Genomic DNA, 14,733 nt, shown 5'->3' on the forward strand with positions numbered 1-14,733 from the left:
GAGAACATCCAGCATGGCCCGGTCAAAGGCGGCGCGGTCGGCAAATCCGGTATGGTCGAGAACAGCCGTTTCGATACCGGCACGTCGGGCTCGCTCCAGGCCGCCGGCTTGCGGCCGGTTGCTGAATACACCGGCCAGCTCGACAGCAGTCCCGGTCCCCGGTGGGTAGCGATCGATAAACGTTTGCAGGTTGGTGCCGCTGCCGGAAACCAGTACGACCGTGCGACACGTCATGCGGAGCTGTCCAGGCCTTTCAGAACCACTTCGGCCGGGCCATCGCCGGCTTCGATCTGGCCGATCCGCACCGGTGTTTCACCGGCTTCGGTCAGTTGCTGCATGACTGCGGCTTCCCGCTCGGCCGGAACCACCAGTACCATGCCGATACCGCAGTTGAAGGTGCGCAGCATTTCCCGCGTTTCGATATTGCCGTGGCGTTGCAGCCAGTGGAACACCTCGGGCCAGGCCCAGCTTTCCGTGTCTACCACGGCGCGCATGCCTTCCGGCAATACCCGAGGGATATTTTCGATAAACCCACCTCCGGTAATATGGCTCATGGCATGCACAGGACCGGCCTTCAGCACCTGCAGGATGGGCTTGACGTAAATCCGCGTCGGCGCCAGCAGTGCTTCACCCAGTGACTGTTCGCCCAGAGGTTGTGTCGTCGACTGGCCGCTGACTTCCAGCACCTTGCGAATCAGCGAGTAACCATTGGAATGGGGCCCGCTGGAGGGCAGACCCAGCAGCACGTCGCCCGGGCCAACCCGGCTGCCGTCAATCAGTTCGGACTTCTCGGCTATGCCGACACAGAAGCCGGCCAGGTCGTAGTCATCACCCTCATACATGCCGGGCATTTCAGCGGTTTCTCCGCCGACCAGAGCACAGCCTGCCAGTTCGCAGCCGCGACCGATGCCGGCCACCACATCTGCGGCAATATCCACATTCAGTTTTCCGGTGGCATAGTAGTCGAGGAAAAACAGCGGTTCGGCACCAGCCACAATCAGGTCGTTGACGCACATGGCCACCAGATCAATGCCGATGGTGTCATGCTGTTGCAGGTCCATGGCCAGGCGCAGCTTGGTACCCACGCCGTCAGTGCCCGATACCAGCACGGGTTCCCGATATCCGGTTGGCAGTTCAAACAAGGCACCAAAGCCCCCCAAGCCACTCATTACCCCGGGTCGGTGGGTGCGGCGGGCAGCACTCTTGATGCGCTCGACCAGCTCATTTCCGGCATCTATATCGACACCGGCGTCTTTGTAACTGAGGGATTTACCGCTCATCAGCTTGGGGCCTCCTGCGACCAGTAAGGGGACAATCAGACTGGAAGCGGATTCTACCAGCCTTTTTACTGCGCAGACACAGGAACGGGTGCCCAAAGCCGGTCACTTTTGTCAGAATAGGCTTTCTTCGAAAGGGAGCCGGTGTATCAATGAAAGCGTTGCGAACTCTTTTGCCCCTGCTGCTGGCTGGCTGGATGACCGGCAGCCTGGCGGCGACAGAGCGTGTCGACCTCTATTATGCTGAACGCATCATTGCCCAGTCGGCTGATGAGGCCCGGCAGATTGAAGTCGTTGCTGATGCGCTGCAGGAAGTGCTGCGGCGCTCATCCGGCCTCTCCGAACTGCCGGGGCATGAAGCCATTGAGCGGGCCAAGGCCAGGCCAATTGACCTGCTCAGCCGGTTCAGCCTGGGCGACAGTGACGAGACCATCCCTGATGCGATCGGCAACCCGCAGCCCACCTACAATCTTGAATTGACCTTCGAACCCTCGCTGGTGAGAGATATACTGACTGATGCCGGAATCCCGGTCTGGACCGACAAGCGCCCACGCAGCCTGGTACTGCTGGCGGCGCCGGAAGGCGGGCGAATCGACCTGCAGGGTGAACATTCCGAAGCACTGGCCGTAGCCGAACTGGGGAAGCGGGCTGCCTCTTTCGGGCTGCCGCTGCATTGGCCCTTGCTGGACCTCGAAGACATCAGCGTGGTGACTGCGGATGATGTCTGGGGTGGTTTTACCGAAGAACTGCTCGCCGTCGGTGAGCGCTACAACGCCGATGCGATTCTGGCGGGTTATATCGGGATTCAACCGGATACCGGCAACTGGGTGGGTCGCTGGCACTTCATACTGGGCGGGCAGCGCCACAGCGCGACGTTTTTTGGCGATGACCAGGCGGCCGTTGTTCAGGAAGGCGTAGCGCTGGCCAGTCGCATCATGAGTGAGCGCTACGGTGTCCGGTTGGACAATGAGCCGCAGGCGCATGAGTTTTCAGTGCTCAACATGGGCAGCATGGATGCTCATGTGGCCGTACGCCGGTATCTGCGCGAGATTATCGGCACCGAAGCCCTCTACATGGACAGCCTGAATGGCAGTACGGCGCGATACCGGCTCTATTCCGCGGCTGAACAATCGCGCTGGCTTGATCTGCTGGCGCTGGATGGTCGGTTGCAGGAGGTCAGCACCATAACGCTGCCTGGTGAAGAGCCGCGACTGGAGTTTATCTGGCGTGACTGACCCCGCGTCTGCAAAGCCCAGGCAGTTGCCACTGCAGGTCACGCTGCCGGAAGATGCCAGACTGGAGGCGCTCTATCCGACACCGAATGAGTGGCTAATGGATTGGCTGCATCATGAGTGGCTTACCGGCCAGGAGTCGTCGCTGTTTGTGCAGGCGCCACCCGGTGGCGGTCTGACCCATCTGCTGCAGGCCATCTGCCGCCAGAGCGAGGAAACCGGACAAGCAGTGTTCTATCTGAGCCTGAAGGAACTGCAGGGCCACGATCCTGCCGTGCTCGACGGCATGAGCGATATGGCGCTACTGTGCCTTGATGACCTTGAGGCGGTTCTGGGTGAAGCGATCTGGGACGAGGCACTGTTCCATCTGTTCAACCGGTCGCGTGATCTGGGTCACCGGATTGCCCTCGGCAGTCATCTGTCCTTGCCTGAACTGCGTGCGGTGACTCTGCCGGATCTGCACTCACGGCTGGCCTGGGGGATGCAAGCCAACTGGCGGTTGCCGGAAGACCAGCACTGGCAGCAGGCAATTCACTGGCTGGCGCGCCAGCGCGGGCTGCAGATCAGCCCTGATACGGCGCGCTATTTGGCATTGCGCGGCCCGCGTGACTGGGTGGGACTCTCAGCCCTGATACAGACACTGGATCAGCAGGCATTGGCCGAAAAACGGCGGCTGACGCAACCTTTCATTCGCGAGGTGATGGGCTGGTAGGCATCTCTTCAGGCTCATCATCACTGGTCATGATCTGTGCTTCCTGCATCAGGTGTGCGTAGGTGGCTCGCCAAAGCAGTATGTTCTGTTCGGCAATATGCGGCGACAGGTCCAGACGATCCATATAGAGCCGGCGCGTACGGTCAATGTCTTCCGCCGGCCAGGGCCCGAACAAGCTGACCATGGGTTCCACCTGGTAGGGGTTGTCATGCCCCACTGCTGAAAACAGTTGCTCCAGCATGGCCAGAGCCATGTCCGGATCTTCCGCCATCACTGGGCCGTTGGGACAATCTGCGGTAAGTTCCTGAATCACATCGGCAAGATTCTCACCCATTTCAAGCAGTTCGCTGACCGGGCGTTCCAGTGCCGTACTGTCTTCTTTCATCGTGGCGAGCCACTGATCATCTGGCTGAATCAGGGCTGCCTTGTACTGTGCTGATTCCAGTGTCCATGCGATGGCGGTCGGAAAGCCATCGGTGTCGTGATCGCTGTATTCGAAGGCGATCATTGCGGGGAATTGCATTCAGTGCTCCACTGCAGTCTGTCATTGCCGGATCGGACGCGCATTGTATAATGCCGGGTCGGTTTTCCCAAATCCCCAACAGGCTTTTTCATGCGGCGCTCCCGTTCTCTCAGTCCGCACCCGCCCAAGACACTCGGTGCTCTTGATCTGAAGCGTATCGTGCTCTACCTGTGGCCCTATCTCTGGGCGCTGAAGGGCCGGGTGATACTGGCGCTGATCGCGCTCCTGGCGGCCAAGGGCGCGACACTGGCCATGCCCTGGGCGCTCAAACACATTATTGACGGCGTGGATCGCAGCCTGCAGCCCGAATTGGTGTTGCCGCTGGCATTTCTGCTGATCTACGGCGCGCTGCGCTTTGGCAGTGTGTTCTTCGGCGAATTGCGCGACGCAATATTCAGCCGTGTTACAGAGCATGCGATGCGCCGCATTGGTCTGCGGGTGTTCAAACACCTGCATCAGCTCGACCTGGGGTTTCATCTGGATCGCCAGACCGGGGGCGTCAGTCGGGATATTGAGCGGGGCACTACCGGCATCAGCTTTCTGATGCGCTTTCTGATGTTCAACATAGTCCCGACGCTGTTCGAAATATTGATGGTGGCGTTGATCTTTACCATCACCTTTTCTGCCTGGTACGCGCTGATCACGCTGGTGGCAGTGACGATCTATATCAGCTTTACCGTGCTTATTACCGAGTGGCGCACACGCTTCGTGCGCGAGGCCAATCTGGCGGATTCGTCCACCAATACGCGCGCCATCGACAGCCTGATGAACTATGAAACGGTCAAGTATTTCAATAATGAAGCCCATGAAGCAGAGGTCTATGATGACTTTCTGCGTCACTGGGAGAACGCCAAACTGAAGAACAGAACAACGCTGCTGGCGCTGAATTCGGGTCAGGCGCTGATCATTGCACTGGCCATTACCGTGATGATGATCATGGCGGCGCAGGGCGTGGTGGTTGGTGATATGACGGTCGGTGACCTTGCCATGGTCAATGCCTACATGCTGCAGCTGTTCATCCCACTCAATTTTCTGGGTTTCGTGTATCGTGAAATACGGCGGGCGCTGACGGATCTGGAAAACATGTTGGGTCTGCTGGAGAAGGAACCGGCCGTGCGTGATCACCCGCAGGCCAAGGATCTGGTGGTGTCCGAGGGCCGTATCGAGTTCGATGCGGTGCGCTTCGCCTACCATCCCGAACGCCCGGTGCTGCAGGATGTCACTTTCACGCTGCAACCCGGTGAGCGGGTGGCCGTGGTCGGTTCGAGCGGGGCCGGAAAAAGCACGTTGGCCCGCCTGCTGTTTCGTTTCTATGACTGCACGGGCGGCGAGATTCGCATCGATGGCCAGTCGATCTCATCGGTTACTCAGGACAGCCTGCGCCGTGCCATTGCCGTGGTGCCTCAGGATACGGTGCTGTTCAATGCAAGCATCCGTGACAATATTGCTTATGGAGATCCCGCAGCTGCGGCAGACGCCGTTGACAAGGCTATTGATATGGCGCATCTGCGCGGCTTTATCGACAGCCTGCCCGAAGGTGACCAGACGGTGGTGGGTGAACGCGGGTTGAAGGTGTCGGGTGGCGAAAAGCAGCGCATTGCCATCGCGCGGGTGCTGCTCAAGGGCTCGCCTATCGTGGTGTTTGATGAAGCGACATCAGCGCTGGATTCCAGAGCCGAACAGGTGATTCTGTCCGCCATGCGTGAGCTGAGTGCAGACCATACCAGCCTGGTGATTGCGCATCGCCTGTCCACCATTACCGATGCAGACAGAATAGTGGTACTGGATGCGGGCCGCATTGTCGAGCAGGGTACCCATCACGGTTTGCTGGCGCAGGGTGGGTACTATGCGCAGTTGTGGCATCTGCAGCAGCAGGAAGAGCAACGGCCTGACGACACTTGATGGCCAAGGGGTGCTGGAATCATCGGAACTGAGGCGCCTTGGGCGGATCGGGGGGCGGTATGTCCTCTTCGGTCGCCCCTCGCTCGATCAGCATCTTGCGCATGGCCTGATTGTGCTTCTCGAGGCTGGTGATGCAGACCATCATGTCTTCCGTATCAGTGACAAAGGTCTTCAGTGCTTTTTCCAGCTCCGCCGCTTGGCGCTTGTATCGGTCGTTGCTCTCTGCGTCCTTCAGTGCGGTATTGAGGGTGTTGATACGTTCGTTCGCCTGCGCCAGTTCGTCCTCCATGATGGTTACGCAGGTTTCCGCCTCTTGCACTGAACGCTCCATGCGTTGCAGTTGAGCCTCCTGCTCTGCCAGCAGCCTTTCCTTTTCTTCGGCTTTTTCCGTCGCACGCAAGGCACGCAGATTCTCTCTGATATCGGCCATGCTGGCTTTCTGTTCGGTGGCATAGCCTGCCAGCCGCTCGACCTGTTCGGTGCTCATTTCTGCGGGGGCATCTGACTGGGCGGCGCCGTCGAGACCCTTGAGCTCCTCCTCCAGCAGGCGGATATTTTCTTCCGCATCTGAAATATAGCGCGCCTGGGCTTCGATCTGCTCAGCCTGCACCTTCAGCAGCTCGTTGGTGTCACCATCATCCACCAGCTTCTGCAGTCGCAGCTTGAGGTTGTTGATGGACTCGGCCATATCAAAGCGTTCGCATTTCAGCCGATAGATTTCGTCCTGCACGTCGGACCCACCGGCCGGGCGGTCGCCTGGGTCGAGACGGCTGGTGTCATCAATGCGCTTGAGCTCTTCAATCTGGCGCTCGCGCTCGGCCAGCGTTTCCTCTTTGGCCTGAAAGGCTTTCTGCAGAGCCTGGTGTTCCTGTGCAACGGCTTCCAGTTCGCGCACGCGTTGCAGCAATTCGGCGTTCTGGGTCTTTCCTAGTTCGCTTTCTTCTTCACCCGGGTCTCTGCCCAACTGAATCTTGAGTTGTTCCAGCAGGGTCTCTTCGGCTTGGATTATATCGTGTTCAAGGGGTGCAGCGCGGGCGGCTTCGAATTCGTAAAAAGCGCGGCGAATGGCGCGGGTGCGGTGGGTGCCCTCAGGGTCTGCCTCGGTGTCCTGGCCGTCGGACGACTCAGCGTAGTCATCATCAGCCTGCTCGGGGACAGCATTGGCGAGATCGTCCAGTCGGTTTTGTACCTGTTCGGCGTAGGTCTTGCCCCCTTCGCGTCGCATCTGCAGCAACTCGGCCTGCAGCTTGCCGTAGTCCTTGCGCAGGGCGAGCAGTTCCTTGTGCTCTTCGCTTTCGAGACGCAACCGGTTGAGGCGTCGCTCGGTCAGGATGGCGAGCATGATCCGCAGCAGCCGGCTGCGCCGGAACAGGATGACCGAGATGATGATGAAGACCACCACCACTTCGCCGATGATGAACAGCGCTAAAGGCTCAATATACATGGCAATGGTTCAACGGCAGTTCCGCTGCCTCCCTTTTCACCGCGCCGCAGGGACTGGCTGACTGTGGCCCTGGCGGGTCAGGCTTTGCCGAGGCTGCCCTGACGTCCGTCTGCCAGTTGTCCATGCCGTGAATAGGTCGGGTCCGTCACCTGTTGCCGAAGTATGCGGTCGAACAATCGGTTACGGGCGTGCAGCCTGTTGAGCAGGCGACCATTCACTTCATTGTGGTAATCGCATTGCTCCAGCAGGTGGCGCACGTCCGCCCAGCGCCTGAAGCAGCGCTGGTCTGTCGCCAGACGCAACGCTTCTTCAAGGTGCTCTGTATGCAGAGTAGCCCGAAATGCATCGAATGTCGCTTTTTCAGACTCCAGAATGCCCGCCAGACGGGCCTTCTCATGCAAAAGCTCGGGGGAAGGGGCGTTTCTGGCAGCGAGGCTGTCATATTCGCCGCTCAGGACGGCAAGCATTTGCCGGGCGGCAACCGCCAGTGTATCCAGACGGTCCTGCAGTTCATGCAGTTGCTCGGGGTGCCAGTTCATCACAGTCATCTCCAGTGCAAAGTCCATGACTGTGCTTCAACCGGGGCTCAGAAGTCTCCTTCGAACCTTTGAATAGCAGCAGCCAGGCGCTCGTAGTTGATCTCATATTCGCCGTTGGCGATGGCAGACTTGATTTTCTCTACCCTCGCGTCGTCCACTTCCGGCATTTCCCTGATTCTCGCTTCAAGTGACTGCAAGGATTGTACCTGGCTGCTCAGTTGAACCGAATCACCGTCTGCCGCTGCCGCACTTTCGGTGCCGCTGGTCAGCGTCCGCCCCATCGGAGTCACATTGTCCCGTTCCCGGGTACTGTTGGTGCCGTTTTGTGACGGTCCGACCCCATTGTTAAAGTTGATTGCCATCAGATTCACCCTCAGATTACAGTTCCGCTGAGTGGGGTAGCGGCCACTGTTTTATAAACTTTAGCTTTTTTATTGATGCCGTGAAACAAAAGGCACCTCCACAACGCCCCGGTCCACGACCCAGGCCCTTACTGTTCGGTCAGAGCTGTTATTTCTGACAGAAATTTGACGTCCGTGAACGCCATCGCTCATCGCAGTGCCTTCCATCGACACCACAAGACCGCCGCCGCGAATCAGAATGGTCACCTGATCGCCGCGCTGTATCATGGCGGGCACCTCAACATTGCGATGCGTCAGTACCTGATTGCCATTCAGATTTCTGACCAGTGCCGAGCCGACCACTGCATCGGCATCAGTGAAAAAACCTTGACGCATGCCGGCAATATCCTTGCTCTGGAATGTGATGTCGTTCTCAGTCAGCACATGATTGCGCGGCAATGATCGCCTCAGCATAGCAACCGGGAGATCCAGGCTACTGGTCGCGCGTACGTTGAGTGCCCAGCCCGGACTGTCGTGACAACGCACAGACAGGCGGATTGTACCCAGCCAGCGGTCCCGGCTGGCTTCTACAGTCGGGTCCTGGGTGCAGGGGGACAGCGACTGCAGCGTACTGGGCAGAGTCACATCCACATTAATATTTTCTCGGGTCGCGCCGTTATACTGAGTTACAATGGCGGTAGTCACGGTTTCAGTGAGCAGGTCGCGCAGAGCATCTTCGGCGTTGGTTGACGCATCAACCAGCGATCCGCCGGACAGCAGGGCGCCGGTGAGCAGGAAGATTTGGCATCTGGACATCAACTCGGGCATTGAAGCCGGCTCCGTGAACTATACTGGATCACAACAGGCGTCACTAAGTTGTCGGATCAGTGGGTGGTCTGTTGTAAGCAGCAACATGTATGCCACCCATGCGTGACATCACACTGAACAGTCGGGAGCACAACGACATGGCCGGAGTTCTACACAACGTCAATCAACGTACTCAGATGGTGGGGCAGAACCGCCTTGAGATGTTGCTGTTTCGCCTGTCTGGAAAGCAGGTCTATGGCATCAATGTGTTCAAGGTCAAGGAAGTACTGCCCTGTCCCCGCCTGACCAGCATGCCCAAGAGCAAAGCCGTGGTGCGGGGTGTGTCACACATCCGGGGCGGCACCACGCCCATTCTCGACCTGGGTATGGCCATCGGCGGCGCCCCGCTCGACAAGATCGATGAAGCCTTTGTCATTGTGACCGAATACAACGGGCGAACTCAGGGTTTCCTGGTCAACTCGGTTGATCGCATTGTCAACATGAACTGGGAAGACATTCTGCCGCCACCGAAAGGGTCCGGACACGCTCATTACCTCACGGCCGTGACACGTCTGGATGAAAAACTCGTCGAGATCATTGATGTCGAAAAGATTCTCGCCGAGGTGTCTCCTGTCAATGAAGATATAGGCGAAGGCATTATTACCGATGAAGCCCGGCAGGCAGCTGTCAATCTGAAGGTGTTGATCTGTGACGACTCCCGGATTGCGCGCAAGCAGATAGAGCGCTGTGTGCAGCAGATCGGTATCGAAACCGTGACGCTGGAAGATGGCAAGCAGGCCTGGGACCACCTGCAGGAGATGCTGCAGGACGGTCGCAACCCGCTGGATGAATATGCACTGTTGATTTCGGATATCGAGATGCCTGAAATGGATGGCTATACACTTACTACCCGTATCCGTGAACATGACACCTTGAAGACCATGCACATTATTCTGCATACCTCCCTGAGCGGTGTATTCAATCAGAATATGGTGAAAAAGGTCGGTGCCAATGACTTTCAGGCCAAGTTCCATCCCGATGAGCTGGCGCAGAAAGTCATCGATCAGATTATTTCCCGTGGTGGCACGGTACCAGCTCTTGAAGAGTAGTCAGCGAACAGCACTCTGTAAGAGTATGGTGAAGTAGACAAAGGAGTTTTACCCTATGCCGGTCACCGACGGCTATGAGGCATTCACTGATTTTCTGGAACGGCATTCCGGTATTGCACTGGGTGCCAACAAGCAATACCTCGTCACCAGTCGCCTGCGGGGCATTGTGCGTGACACTGGCGTCAATGACCTGGGCGAGCTGCTGAAGCTGGTCGAGCGCGATGTGCGGGGCAAGTTGCGTGGCCAGATCATTGATGCCATGACCACCAATGAAACCCTCTGGTTTCGCGATACGCATCCTTTCGAGATATTGCGTGACCGTCTGCTGCCCGAGTATGTGGACAGCCGGCCGACCAAGCCGCTGCGCATCTGGTCAGCAGCCTGCTCGACAGGGCAGGAACCCTATTCCATTTCGATGATTCTCGACCAGTTCAAGCAGCGCCGGCCCGGCGCACTCAATGGTGAAAAAATCACCGCCACAGATATTTCCTCCCGGGTTCTGGCCGACGCGCGGGAAGGTGAATATGCCATGCTGGCGCTGGGTCGGGGTTTGGACACCGCGCAGCTCAAGCAGTATTTCGATCAGACGAAGGACGGTCGCTGGAAGGTCAAATCCGCCATTGCCGCGCGGGTTGAATTCCGGCCGCTCAACCTGCTCGAGTCCTACAGTCTGCTCGGCCAGTTCCAGTTCGTGTTCTGCCGCAATGTGCTGATCTACTTCTCCGGTGATCTCAAGCGCCAGATTTTGCTCAAGATTCATCAATCCCTACTGCCGGGGGGCTATCTGATTGTCGGGGCTTCCGAGGCTGTCAATGGTCTGAATGACTATTACGAAATGGTGCATTGTCGACCGGGCATCGTCTATCGCAAGCGGTGATTGCCGCCTGGCAAGCCTTTGCCTCCCGCTGCCACTTTTGGTGTCCCCGTGAACCCTCTCTACCCTGGTTGATGTGCCTGCTGAAGGCCCGTCACTACTGGCCTCGTTGTAATTTTCCAGGCCGCTCACCCCATTTCCGGATCTCCTGGCACGGTTGTTGTATCTGCTTAGTTGCAACAGACACCGGTGAACCTGAAGTCGGGATCACCAAGAGTATTGGCAGGAGAGCAACATGTCCGCACTGGGCTTTGACAATTCACTGGGCATTCACCCGCTGGCGCTGACCACTCGCGCCGATCGGTCTGAAGTTCTGGCCAACAACCTGGCCAATACCGATACCCCCGGGTTCAAGGCCCGTGATTTCGATTTCCAGGCAGTGCTGCGCGGCGAAGTCGAGCAGCGGCGCAGCCTGTCGGTAAGCCGGACCAACGAACGTCATCTCGCAGGCCGCGCGTCGGCTGAAGAGAGACTGGATTACCGGGTACCCCATCAGCCGGCCATTGATGGCAACACGGTGGACCCGCATTACGAACATGCCCAGTTTACCGAGAATGCACTCAAGTATGATGCCAGCTTTGAATTCCTGAACGGCAAGTTTATGGGGCTGCGCAATGCCCTGAGAGGTGAATGATCATGGCTTTCAGCAATATCTTCAATATCGCCGGTTCGGGCATGAACGCCCAGTCGGTGCGTCTGAATACCACAGCCAGCAACCTGGCCAATGCGGAAAGTGTCAGCTCCAGCATTGAAGACACCTACCGGGCCCGCAAGCCCATATTCCAGCAGATCCAGAAGCAGGAATGGGACCCGCATTATCGCCAGATGCGCACCGTGGCCGACGCCGGCAGCGGGGTCAACGTGGCGGCGATCGTGGAAAAGCAGGACCCGCTGGAAATGCGCTATGACCCGACGCATCCAATGGCCAATGAAGAAGGCTATGTGTTCTACCCCAACGTCAATGTGGTCGAAGAAATGGCCGACATGATCTCCGCGTCACGCTCGTTCGAGGTGAATGTGGAAGTGTTCAACACCACCAAAGGCATGGTCCAGAAGACCCTGACCATGGGTCGCTAAGGCAGGTAAACCATCATGGCTGATATCAATCAGATTACCAACGGGGCGCTGGATCAGTACGCCATCAGCAACAAGCAGAAGGAAGATCGTGATCCCCAGGAACTGGGGAAAGACGAATTCCTGAAGCTGATGATCGCCCAGATGAACAACCAGAACCCGCTGGAGCCGACTGAAAATGGCGAGTTCATCGCGCAGCTGGCGCAGTTCTCGACTGTTGAGGGCATCACCAATATGGCGGACGGATTCGAGACCCTGTCCGCCTCAATGCGCTCCAGCCAGGCCCTGCAGGCTTCCAGCCTGGTCGGTGGTGCGGTGACGGTGGATGGCGAAACCTCCAGCATGCTGCGCTATGGGGATCTGGTCTATGGCTCGGCCAAGATACAGCCGGGCTCGGACAACCTCAGATTGCGCATAGAGACCGAGGGTGGTGAAGAAGTGGAGTCTGTCGACCTGGGATTCCAGCCCGACGGAGAGCTGAATTTCAAATGGAACGGCATGGACCTGGAGGTCAATGGTCGGATGATGGACATCGACTATGACAAGTTCCCGGTGGATGAGGACGGCAATCCCTTGCCGCATCCGGAAGGCCGTTACCGCTTCAGTCTGATGGGATCAGTACTGGGACAGAACGAGTCACTGGACGTGTCCATGAGTTCACGCGTCGAGAGTGTCGCCATTCTCGACGGCAACCGGGTTCAACTGAACCTGGACAATGGCAACAAGGCAACGCTGGACCAGGTTCAGCGTATCAATGAAGTGTTTTGATCAGCACGACATGAAGTGAGGATAACAACATGGCTTTCGGTACAGGCTTAAGCGGCGTTTCGGCCGCCAATCAGGACCTCAAGGTCACTGGCAACAATATTGCCAATGCCTCCACCACAGGCTTCAAGCTCAGTCGTGCTGAGTTTGGCGATGCGTATACGCAGAGCATGCTCGGCATGGGGCGCACCCCCATCGGTGGTGGCGTCAATGTGGCAGAGATAGGGCAGAAGTTTACCCAGGGCAATATCAGCCAGACGGGGAATGCACTGGATCTGGCGATTGACGGCACAGGCTTCTTTATCACCGACTACCCGGGCAGCAAGACCACCTATACCCGCAACGGCATTTTCGGCATCAACGATGAAGGCTATGTAGTCAACAATCAGAGCGCCCGCCTGCAGGGGTTTGGCGTCACTGATCGGGGCACCGCGGACGGCGTGCTGGGAGATATCCGTATCGACCAGCAGGCCCAGCCGCCGCGCGCTACCCAGCGTGTCGACGCCGGGGTCAATGTGCCCGCCGGGGCGGAAGTCCTGCAGCAATTGGGCAGCCTGACCCGCACCAATGGCCTGGCCATCGGCCAGGTGCAGTCCGGCGCGCCGGAATCCACAGCCTCTATCCTGTCGACCCTCGGACCGCCGAGCACCGAGGGAACAGCAGCCCAGCTGCTGGGCTCGGTCAATGTGGCAGACCGTTACACGGGGACGGATCCGGTACCCAACTCCTTTATCTATTCCACCGGACCGACACCGGAAATCAATGCGCTGGAAGCCAATGCCGGTCCAGACTTTGGTGCGGGCAATACCAGTGACAGCATCGTCATCAGTGTGAACTTGCCGGACGGCACCAGTGAAGACATTGCAGTCGGACCCTTGTCGAGTTTCTCGGGCAATATTGATGATCTGGCTTCCGATCTGCAGGCGGCCATCAACGGCACTACACTGCAGGGCCGTGTGCTGGTGCGGAATTCCGACGCCAACCCGGGCCAACTGGAGCTGTACACCACAGATGGCACCGAAATCACCGAGATTCAGGAAGACGCCGGTGGCTCTCTGGGTGAAGATCTGGGCCTGCTGGACGCTGTCGGAGACCCCAACTATTCCATAGATCTGCGTCTGCTGCTGAATGACAATGACGGCACCGAGCAAATCGACTTCAGTCTGGAAGAGTTGTCCACGGGTGATCCGGTCAACTTCACCTTTACCTTCCCCGTTGGCAACTACGGCTCTCAGACTGACCTGATCAATGATCTGCAGGCGGCCATTGATGCTCAGGTGGGTGCCGGAGAGATTCTGGTCCAGGAAGATCCTTTCGGTGGGGGCGGTATCGAGTTCTCGTCTTTCGCTGACGGCGATCATCGCGTGCTCAATATTACGGACGCCACCGATACGGTGGGCAGTCAGCTCAATCTGACCAATGGGGCCCAGAATGAGCGGATTTTCCAGGAAATCCCTTCGGCCAATGACACCATTCAGATCCAGATTCAGGATCCAAATGTCAACAATGGCACGCCGACCACGGTGCAACTGCAGCCTTTCCCAACCGGCGCCAACTTCTCGTCGCTGGATGCACTGATCAGCGCCTTTCAGGACTCGCTGGACAACAATTCGATCCTGGGTGGCCGGGTGCAGGTTCAGGAAGATCCTGATAACGCCGGCGTGCTGCAGTTGATCTCGACGACGGGTACCCGCATCAGTTCGGTGAATGACCAGGGCAGCAGCGATATCGCTGATACGCTGAATCTGGTCGGCGGCACCGTATCGCCGTCCATTTTCAATCAGTTGCCTCCCAGTTCGCCGGAAACGGTCGATATCTCATTGCAGGGGCCCAACATCAACAACGGAGACCCGGTCACCGAAACCATTGAGCCCTTCCCGACAGACCGCACGGTCAACAACATGAACCAGTTGATCAGTTCGTTCCAGAATGCGATCCGCAACAATTCGACGCTGGCGGGTCGTGTCCGGGTAGAAGAGGCACCCAATGACCCGGGCCGTATTCGCCTGATCGCGGACGGTCCCTTTGCCAGCGACGGTACCGCGATCCTGGGCATGACCGACAACGTCGGCTCCGTGGCGTCCGTGCTGGGCATGGATGTGAATGACCCGCCGGGGGATGCCCCCACGGTGAC

16 protein-coding genes are annotated in these 14,733 nt (G+C 58.1%); 9 read left to right on the forward strand and 7 right to left on the reverse strand.

Translation table 11 applies throughout. From position 1 onward, the window contains the following. A partial coding sequence (locus LAT62_RS12910; protein ID WP_293384556.1) for a formyltransferase family protein occupies window positions 1–234 on the reverse strand: 234 nt, incomplete at its 3' end. Next, a complete protein-coding gene (gene purM, locus LAT62_RS12915; protein ID WP_293384559.1) occupies window positions 231–1,280 on the reverse strand; it encodes a phosphoribosylformylglycinamidine cyclo-ligase in 1,050 nt (349 codons plus the stop codon). The genes purM and LAT62_RS12910, both read right to left, overlap by 4 nt. Window positions 1,281–1,429: 149 nt before the next feature. Here purM and LAT62_RS12920 point away from each other — a divergent pair, with 149 nt between their 5' ends. Together LAT62_RS12920 and hda are read left to right on the forward strand one after the other, a co-directional pair. Beyond that, window positions 1,430–2,512 (forward strand): DUF2066 domain-containing protein, encoded by a 1,083-nt coding sequence (locus tag LAT62_RS12920; protein WP_293384562.1) that lies wholly within the window; start codon window positions 1,430–1,432, stop codon window positions 2,510–2,512. Further along, entirely contained in the window at window positions 2,505–3,221 is a 717-nt protein-coding gene (hda, locus tag LAT62_RS12925) for a DnaA regulatory inactivator Hda (RefSeq protein WP_293384565.1), read from the forward strand. The genes LAT62_RS12920 and hda overlap by 8 nt, the downstream gene beginning before the upstream one ends. Here the strand turns inward: hda and LAT62_RS12930 are convergent. Continuing rightward, the gene (locus LAT62_RS12930) at window positions 3,196–3,744 is read right to left on the reverse strand and encodes a hypothetical protein (RefSeq protein ID WP_293384568.1); all 549 of its coding nucleotides are present in this window, start codon (window positions 3,742–3,744) and stop codon (window positions 3,196–3,198) included. The genes hda and LAT62_RS12930 overlap by 26 nt on opposite strands. A 90-nt stretch (window positions 3,745–3,834) precedes the next feature. Between LAT62_RS12930 and LAT62_RS12935 the strand changes: the two genes are divergently transcribed. Beyond that, window positions 3,835–5,646: an ABC transporter ATP-binding protein/permease gene (locus tag LAT62_RS12935; RefSeq protein WP_293384572.1), complete on the forward strand. Its 1,812-nt coding sequence runs from the start codon at window positions 3,835–3,837 to the stop codon at window positions 5,644–5,646. Window positions 5,647–5,665: 19 nt separating this feature from the next. Here the strand turns inward: LAT62_RS12935 and LAT62_RS12940 are convergent, their stop codons facing one another. From LAT62_RS12940 to flgA, 4 genes are all read right to left on the reverse strand, one after another. Next, window positions 5,666–7,090 (reverse strand): hypothetical protein, encoded by a 1,425-nt coding sequence (locus LAT62_RS12940; RefSeq protein ID WP_293384575.1) that lies wholly within the window; start codon window positions 7,088–7,090, stop codon window positions 5,666–5,668. Window positions 7,091–7,167: 77 nt separating this feature from the next. Next, window positions 7,168–7,629, reverse strand: a complete 462-nt coding sequence (gene flgN, locus LAT62_RS12945) for a flagellar export chaperone FlgN (RefSeq protein WP_293384578.1) — start codon at window positions 7,627–7,629, stop codon at window positions 7,168–7,170. A gap of 47 nt (window positions 7,630–7,676) precedes the next feature. After that, window positions 7,677–7,991: a flagellar biosynthesis anti-sigma factor FlgM gene (gene flgM / locus LAT62_RS12950; RefSeq protein ID WP_293384581.1), complete on the reverse strand. Its 315-nt coding sequence runs from the start codon at window positions 7,989–7,991 to the stop codon at window positions 7,677–7,679. Between the two features lie 69 nt (window positions 7,992–8,060). Further along, a complete protein-coding gene (gene flgA, locus LAT62_RS12955) occupies window positions 8,061–8,798 on the reverse strand; it encodes a flagellar basal body P-ring formation chaperone FlgA (RefSeq protein WP_293384584.1) in 738 nt (245 codons plus the stop codon). A 137-nt stretch (window positions 8,799–8,935) separates the two neighbouring features. On the opposite strand from flgA, the gene LAT62_RS12960 reads away from it, so the two are divergent. The 6 genes from LAT62_RS12960 to LAT62_RS12985 form a co-directional block, all read left to right on the forward strand. Further along, window positions 8,936–9,886: a chemotaxis protein CheV gene (locus LAT62_RS12960; protein WP_293384602.1), complete on the forward strand. Its 951-nt coding sequence runs from the start codon at window positions 8,936–8,938 to the stop codon at window positions 9,884–9,886. 55 nt (window positions 9,887–9,941) lie between these two features. After that, window positions 9,942–10,763, forward strand: a complete 822-nt coding sequence (locus tag LAT62_RS12965; RefSeq protein WP_293384587.1) for a protein-glutamate O-methyltransferase CheR — start codon at window positions 9,942–9,944, stop codon at window positions 10,761–10,763. A gap of 232 nt (window positions 10,764–10,995) precedes the next feature. Further along, window positions 10,996–11,394 (forward strand): flagellar basal body rod protein FlgB, encoded by a 399-nt coding sequence (gene flgB, locus LAT62_RS12970; protein ID WP_293384590.1) that lies wholly within the window; start codon window positions 10,996–10,998, stop codon window positions 11,392–11,394. Between the two features lie 2 nt (window positions 11,395–11,396). Continuing rightward, window positions 11,397–11,837: a flagellar basal body rod protein FlgC gene (gene flgC, locus LAT62_RS12975; protein ID WP_293384593.1), complete on the forward strand. Its 441-nt coding sequence runs from the start codon at window positions 11,397–11,399 to the stop codon at window positions 11,835–11,837. Window positions 11,838–11,852: 15 nt separating this feature from the next. Beyond that, window positions 11,853–12,602, forward strand: a complete 750-nt coding sequence (locus tag LAT62_RS12980) for a flagellar hook assembly protein FlgD (protein ID WP_293384597.1) — start codon at window positions 11,853–11,855, stop codon at window positions 12,600–12,602. A 29-nt stretch (window positions 12,603–12,631) separates the two neighbouring features. Continuing rightward, on the forward strand, window positions 12,632–14,733 hold a 2,102-nt coding region (locus LAT62_RS12985), incomplete at its 3' end, for a flagellar hook-basal body complex protein (protein ID WP_293384600.1).

Source organism: Natronospirillum sp., assembly GCF_022565775.1.
In the GTDB taxonomy this organism is placed as follows: Bacteria; Pseudomonadota; Gammaproteobacteria; order Pseudomonadales; family Natronospirillaceae; genus Natronospirillum.

Coding starts and splice junctions, on each gene's coding strand:
- LAT62_RS12940 (WP_293384575.1), bottom strand. CDS start 7,090: ATGTATATTGAGCCTTTAGCGCTGTTCATCATCGGCGAAGTGGTGGTG.
- flgB (WP_293384590.1), top strand. CDS start 10,996: ATGTCCGCACTGGGCTTTGACAATTCACTGGGCATTCACCCGCTGGCG.
- flgN (WP_293384578.1), bottom strand. CDS start 7,629: ATGAACTGGCACCCCGAGCAACTGCATGAACTGCAGGACCGTCTGGAT.
- LAT62_RS12930 (WP_293384568.1), bottom strand. CDS start 3,744: ATGCAATTCCCCGCAATGATCGCCTTCGAATACAGCGATCACGACACC.
- LAT62_RS12960 (WP_293384602.1), top strand. CDS start 8,936: ATGGCCGGAGTTCTACACAACGTCAATCAACGTACTCAGATGGTGGGG.
- LAT62_RS12965 (WP_293384587.1), top strand. CDS start 9,942: ATGCCGGTCACCGACGGCTATGAGGCATTCACTGATTTTCTGGAACGG.
- LAT62_RS12980 (WP_293384597.1), top strand. CDS start 11,853: ATGGCTGATATCAATCAGATTACCAACGGGGCGCTGGATCAGTACGCC.
- purM (WP_293384559.1), bottom strand. CDS start 1,280: ATGAGCGGTAAATCCCTCAGTTACAAAGACGCCGGTGTCGATATAGAT.
- flgA (WP_293384584.1), bottom strand. CDS start 8,798: ATGCCCGAGTTGATGTCCAGATGCCAAATCTTCCTGCTCACCGGCGCC.
- flgM (WP_293384581.1), bottom strand. CDS start 7,991: ATGGCAATCAACTTTAACAATGGGGTCGGACCGTCACAAAACGGCACC.
- LAT62_RS12920 (WP_293384562.1), top strand. CDS start 1,430: ATGAAAGCGTTGCGAACTCTTTTGCCCCTGCTGCTGGCTGGCTGGATG.
- LAT62_RS12935 (WP_293384572.1), top strand. CDS start 3,835: ATGCGGCGCTCCCGTTCTCTCAGTCCGCACCCGCCCAAGACACTCGGT.
- flgC (WP_293384593.1), top strand. CDS start 11,397: ATGGCTTTCAGCAATATCTTCAATATCGCCGGTTCGGGCATGAACGCC.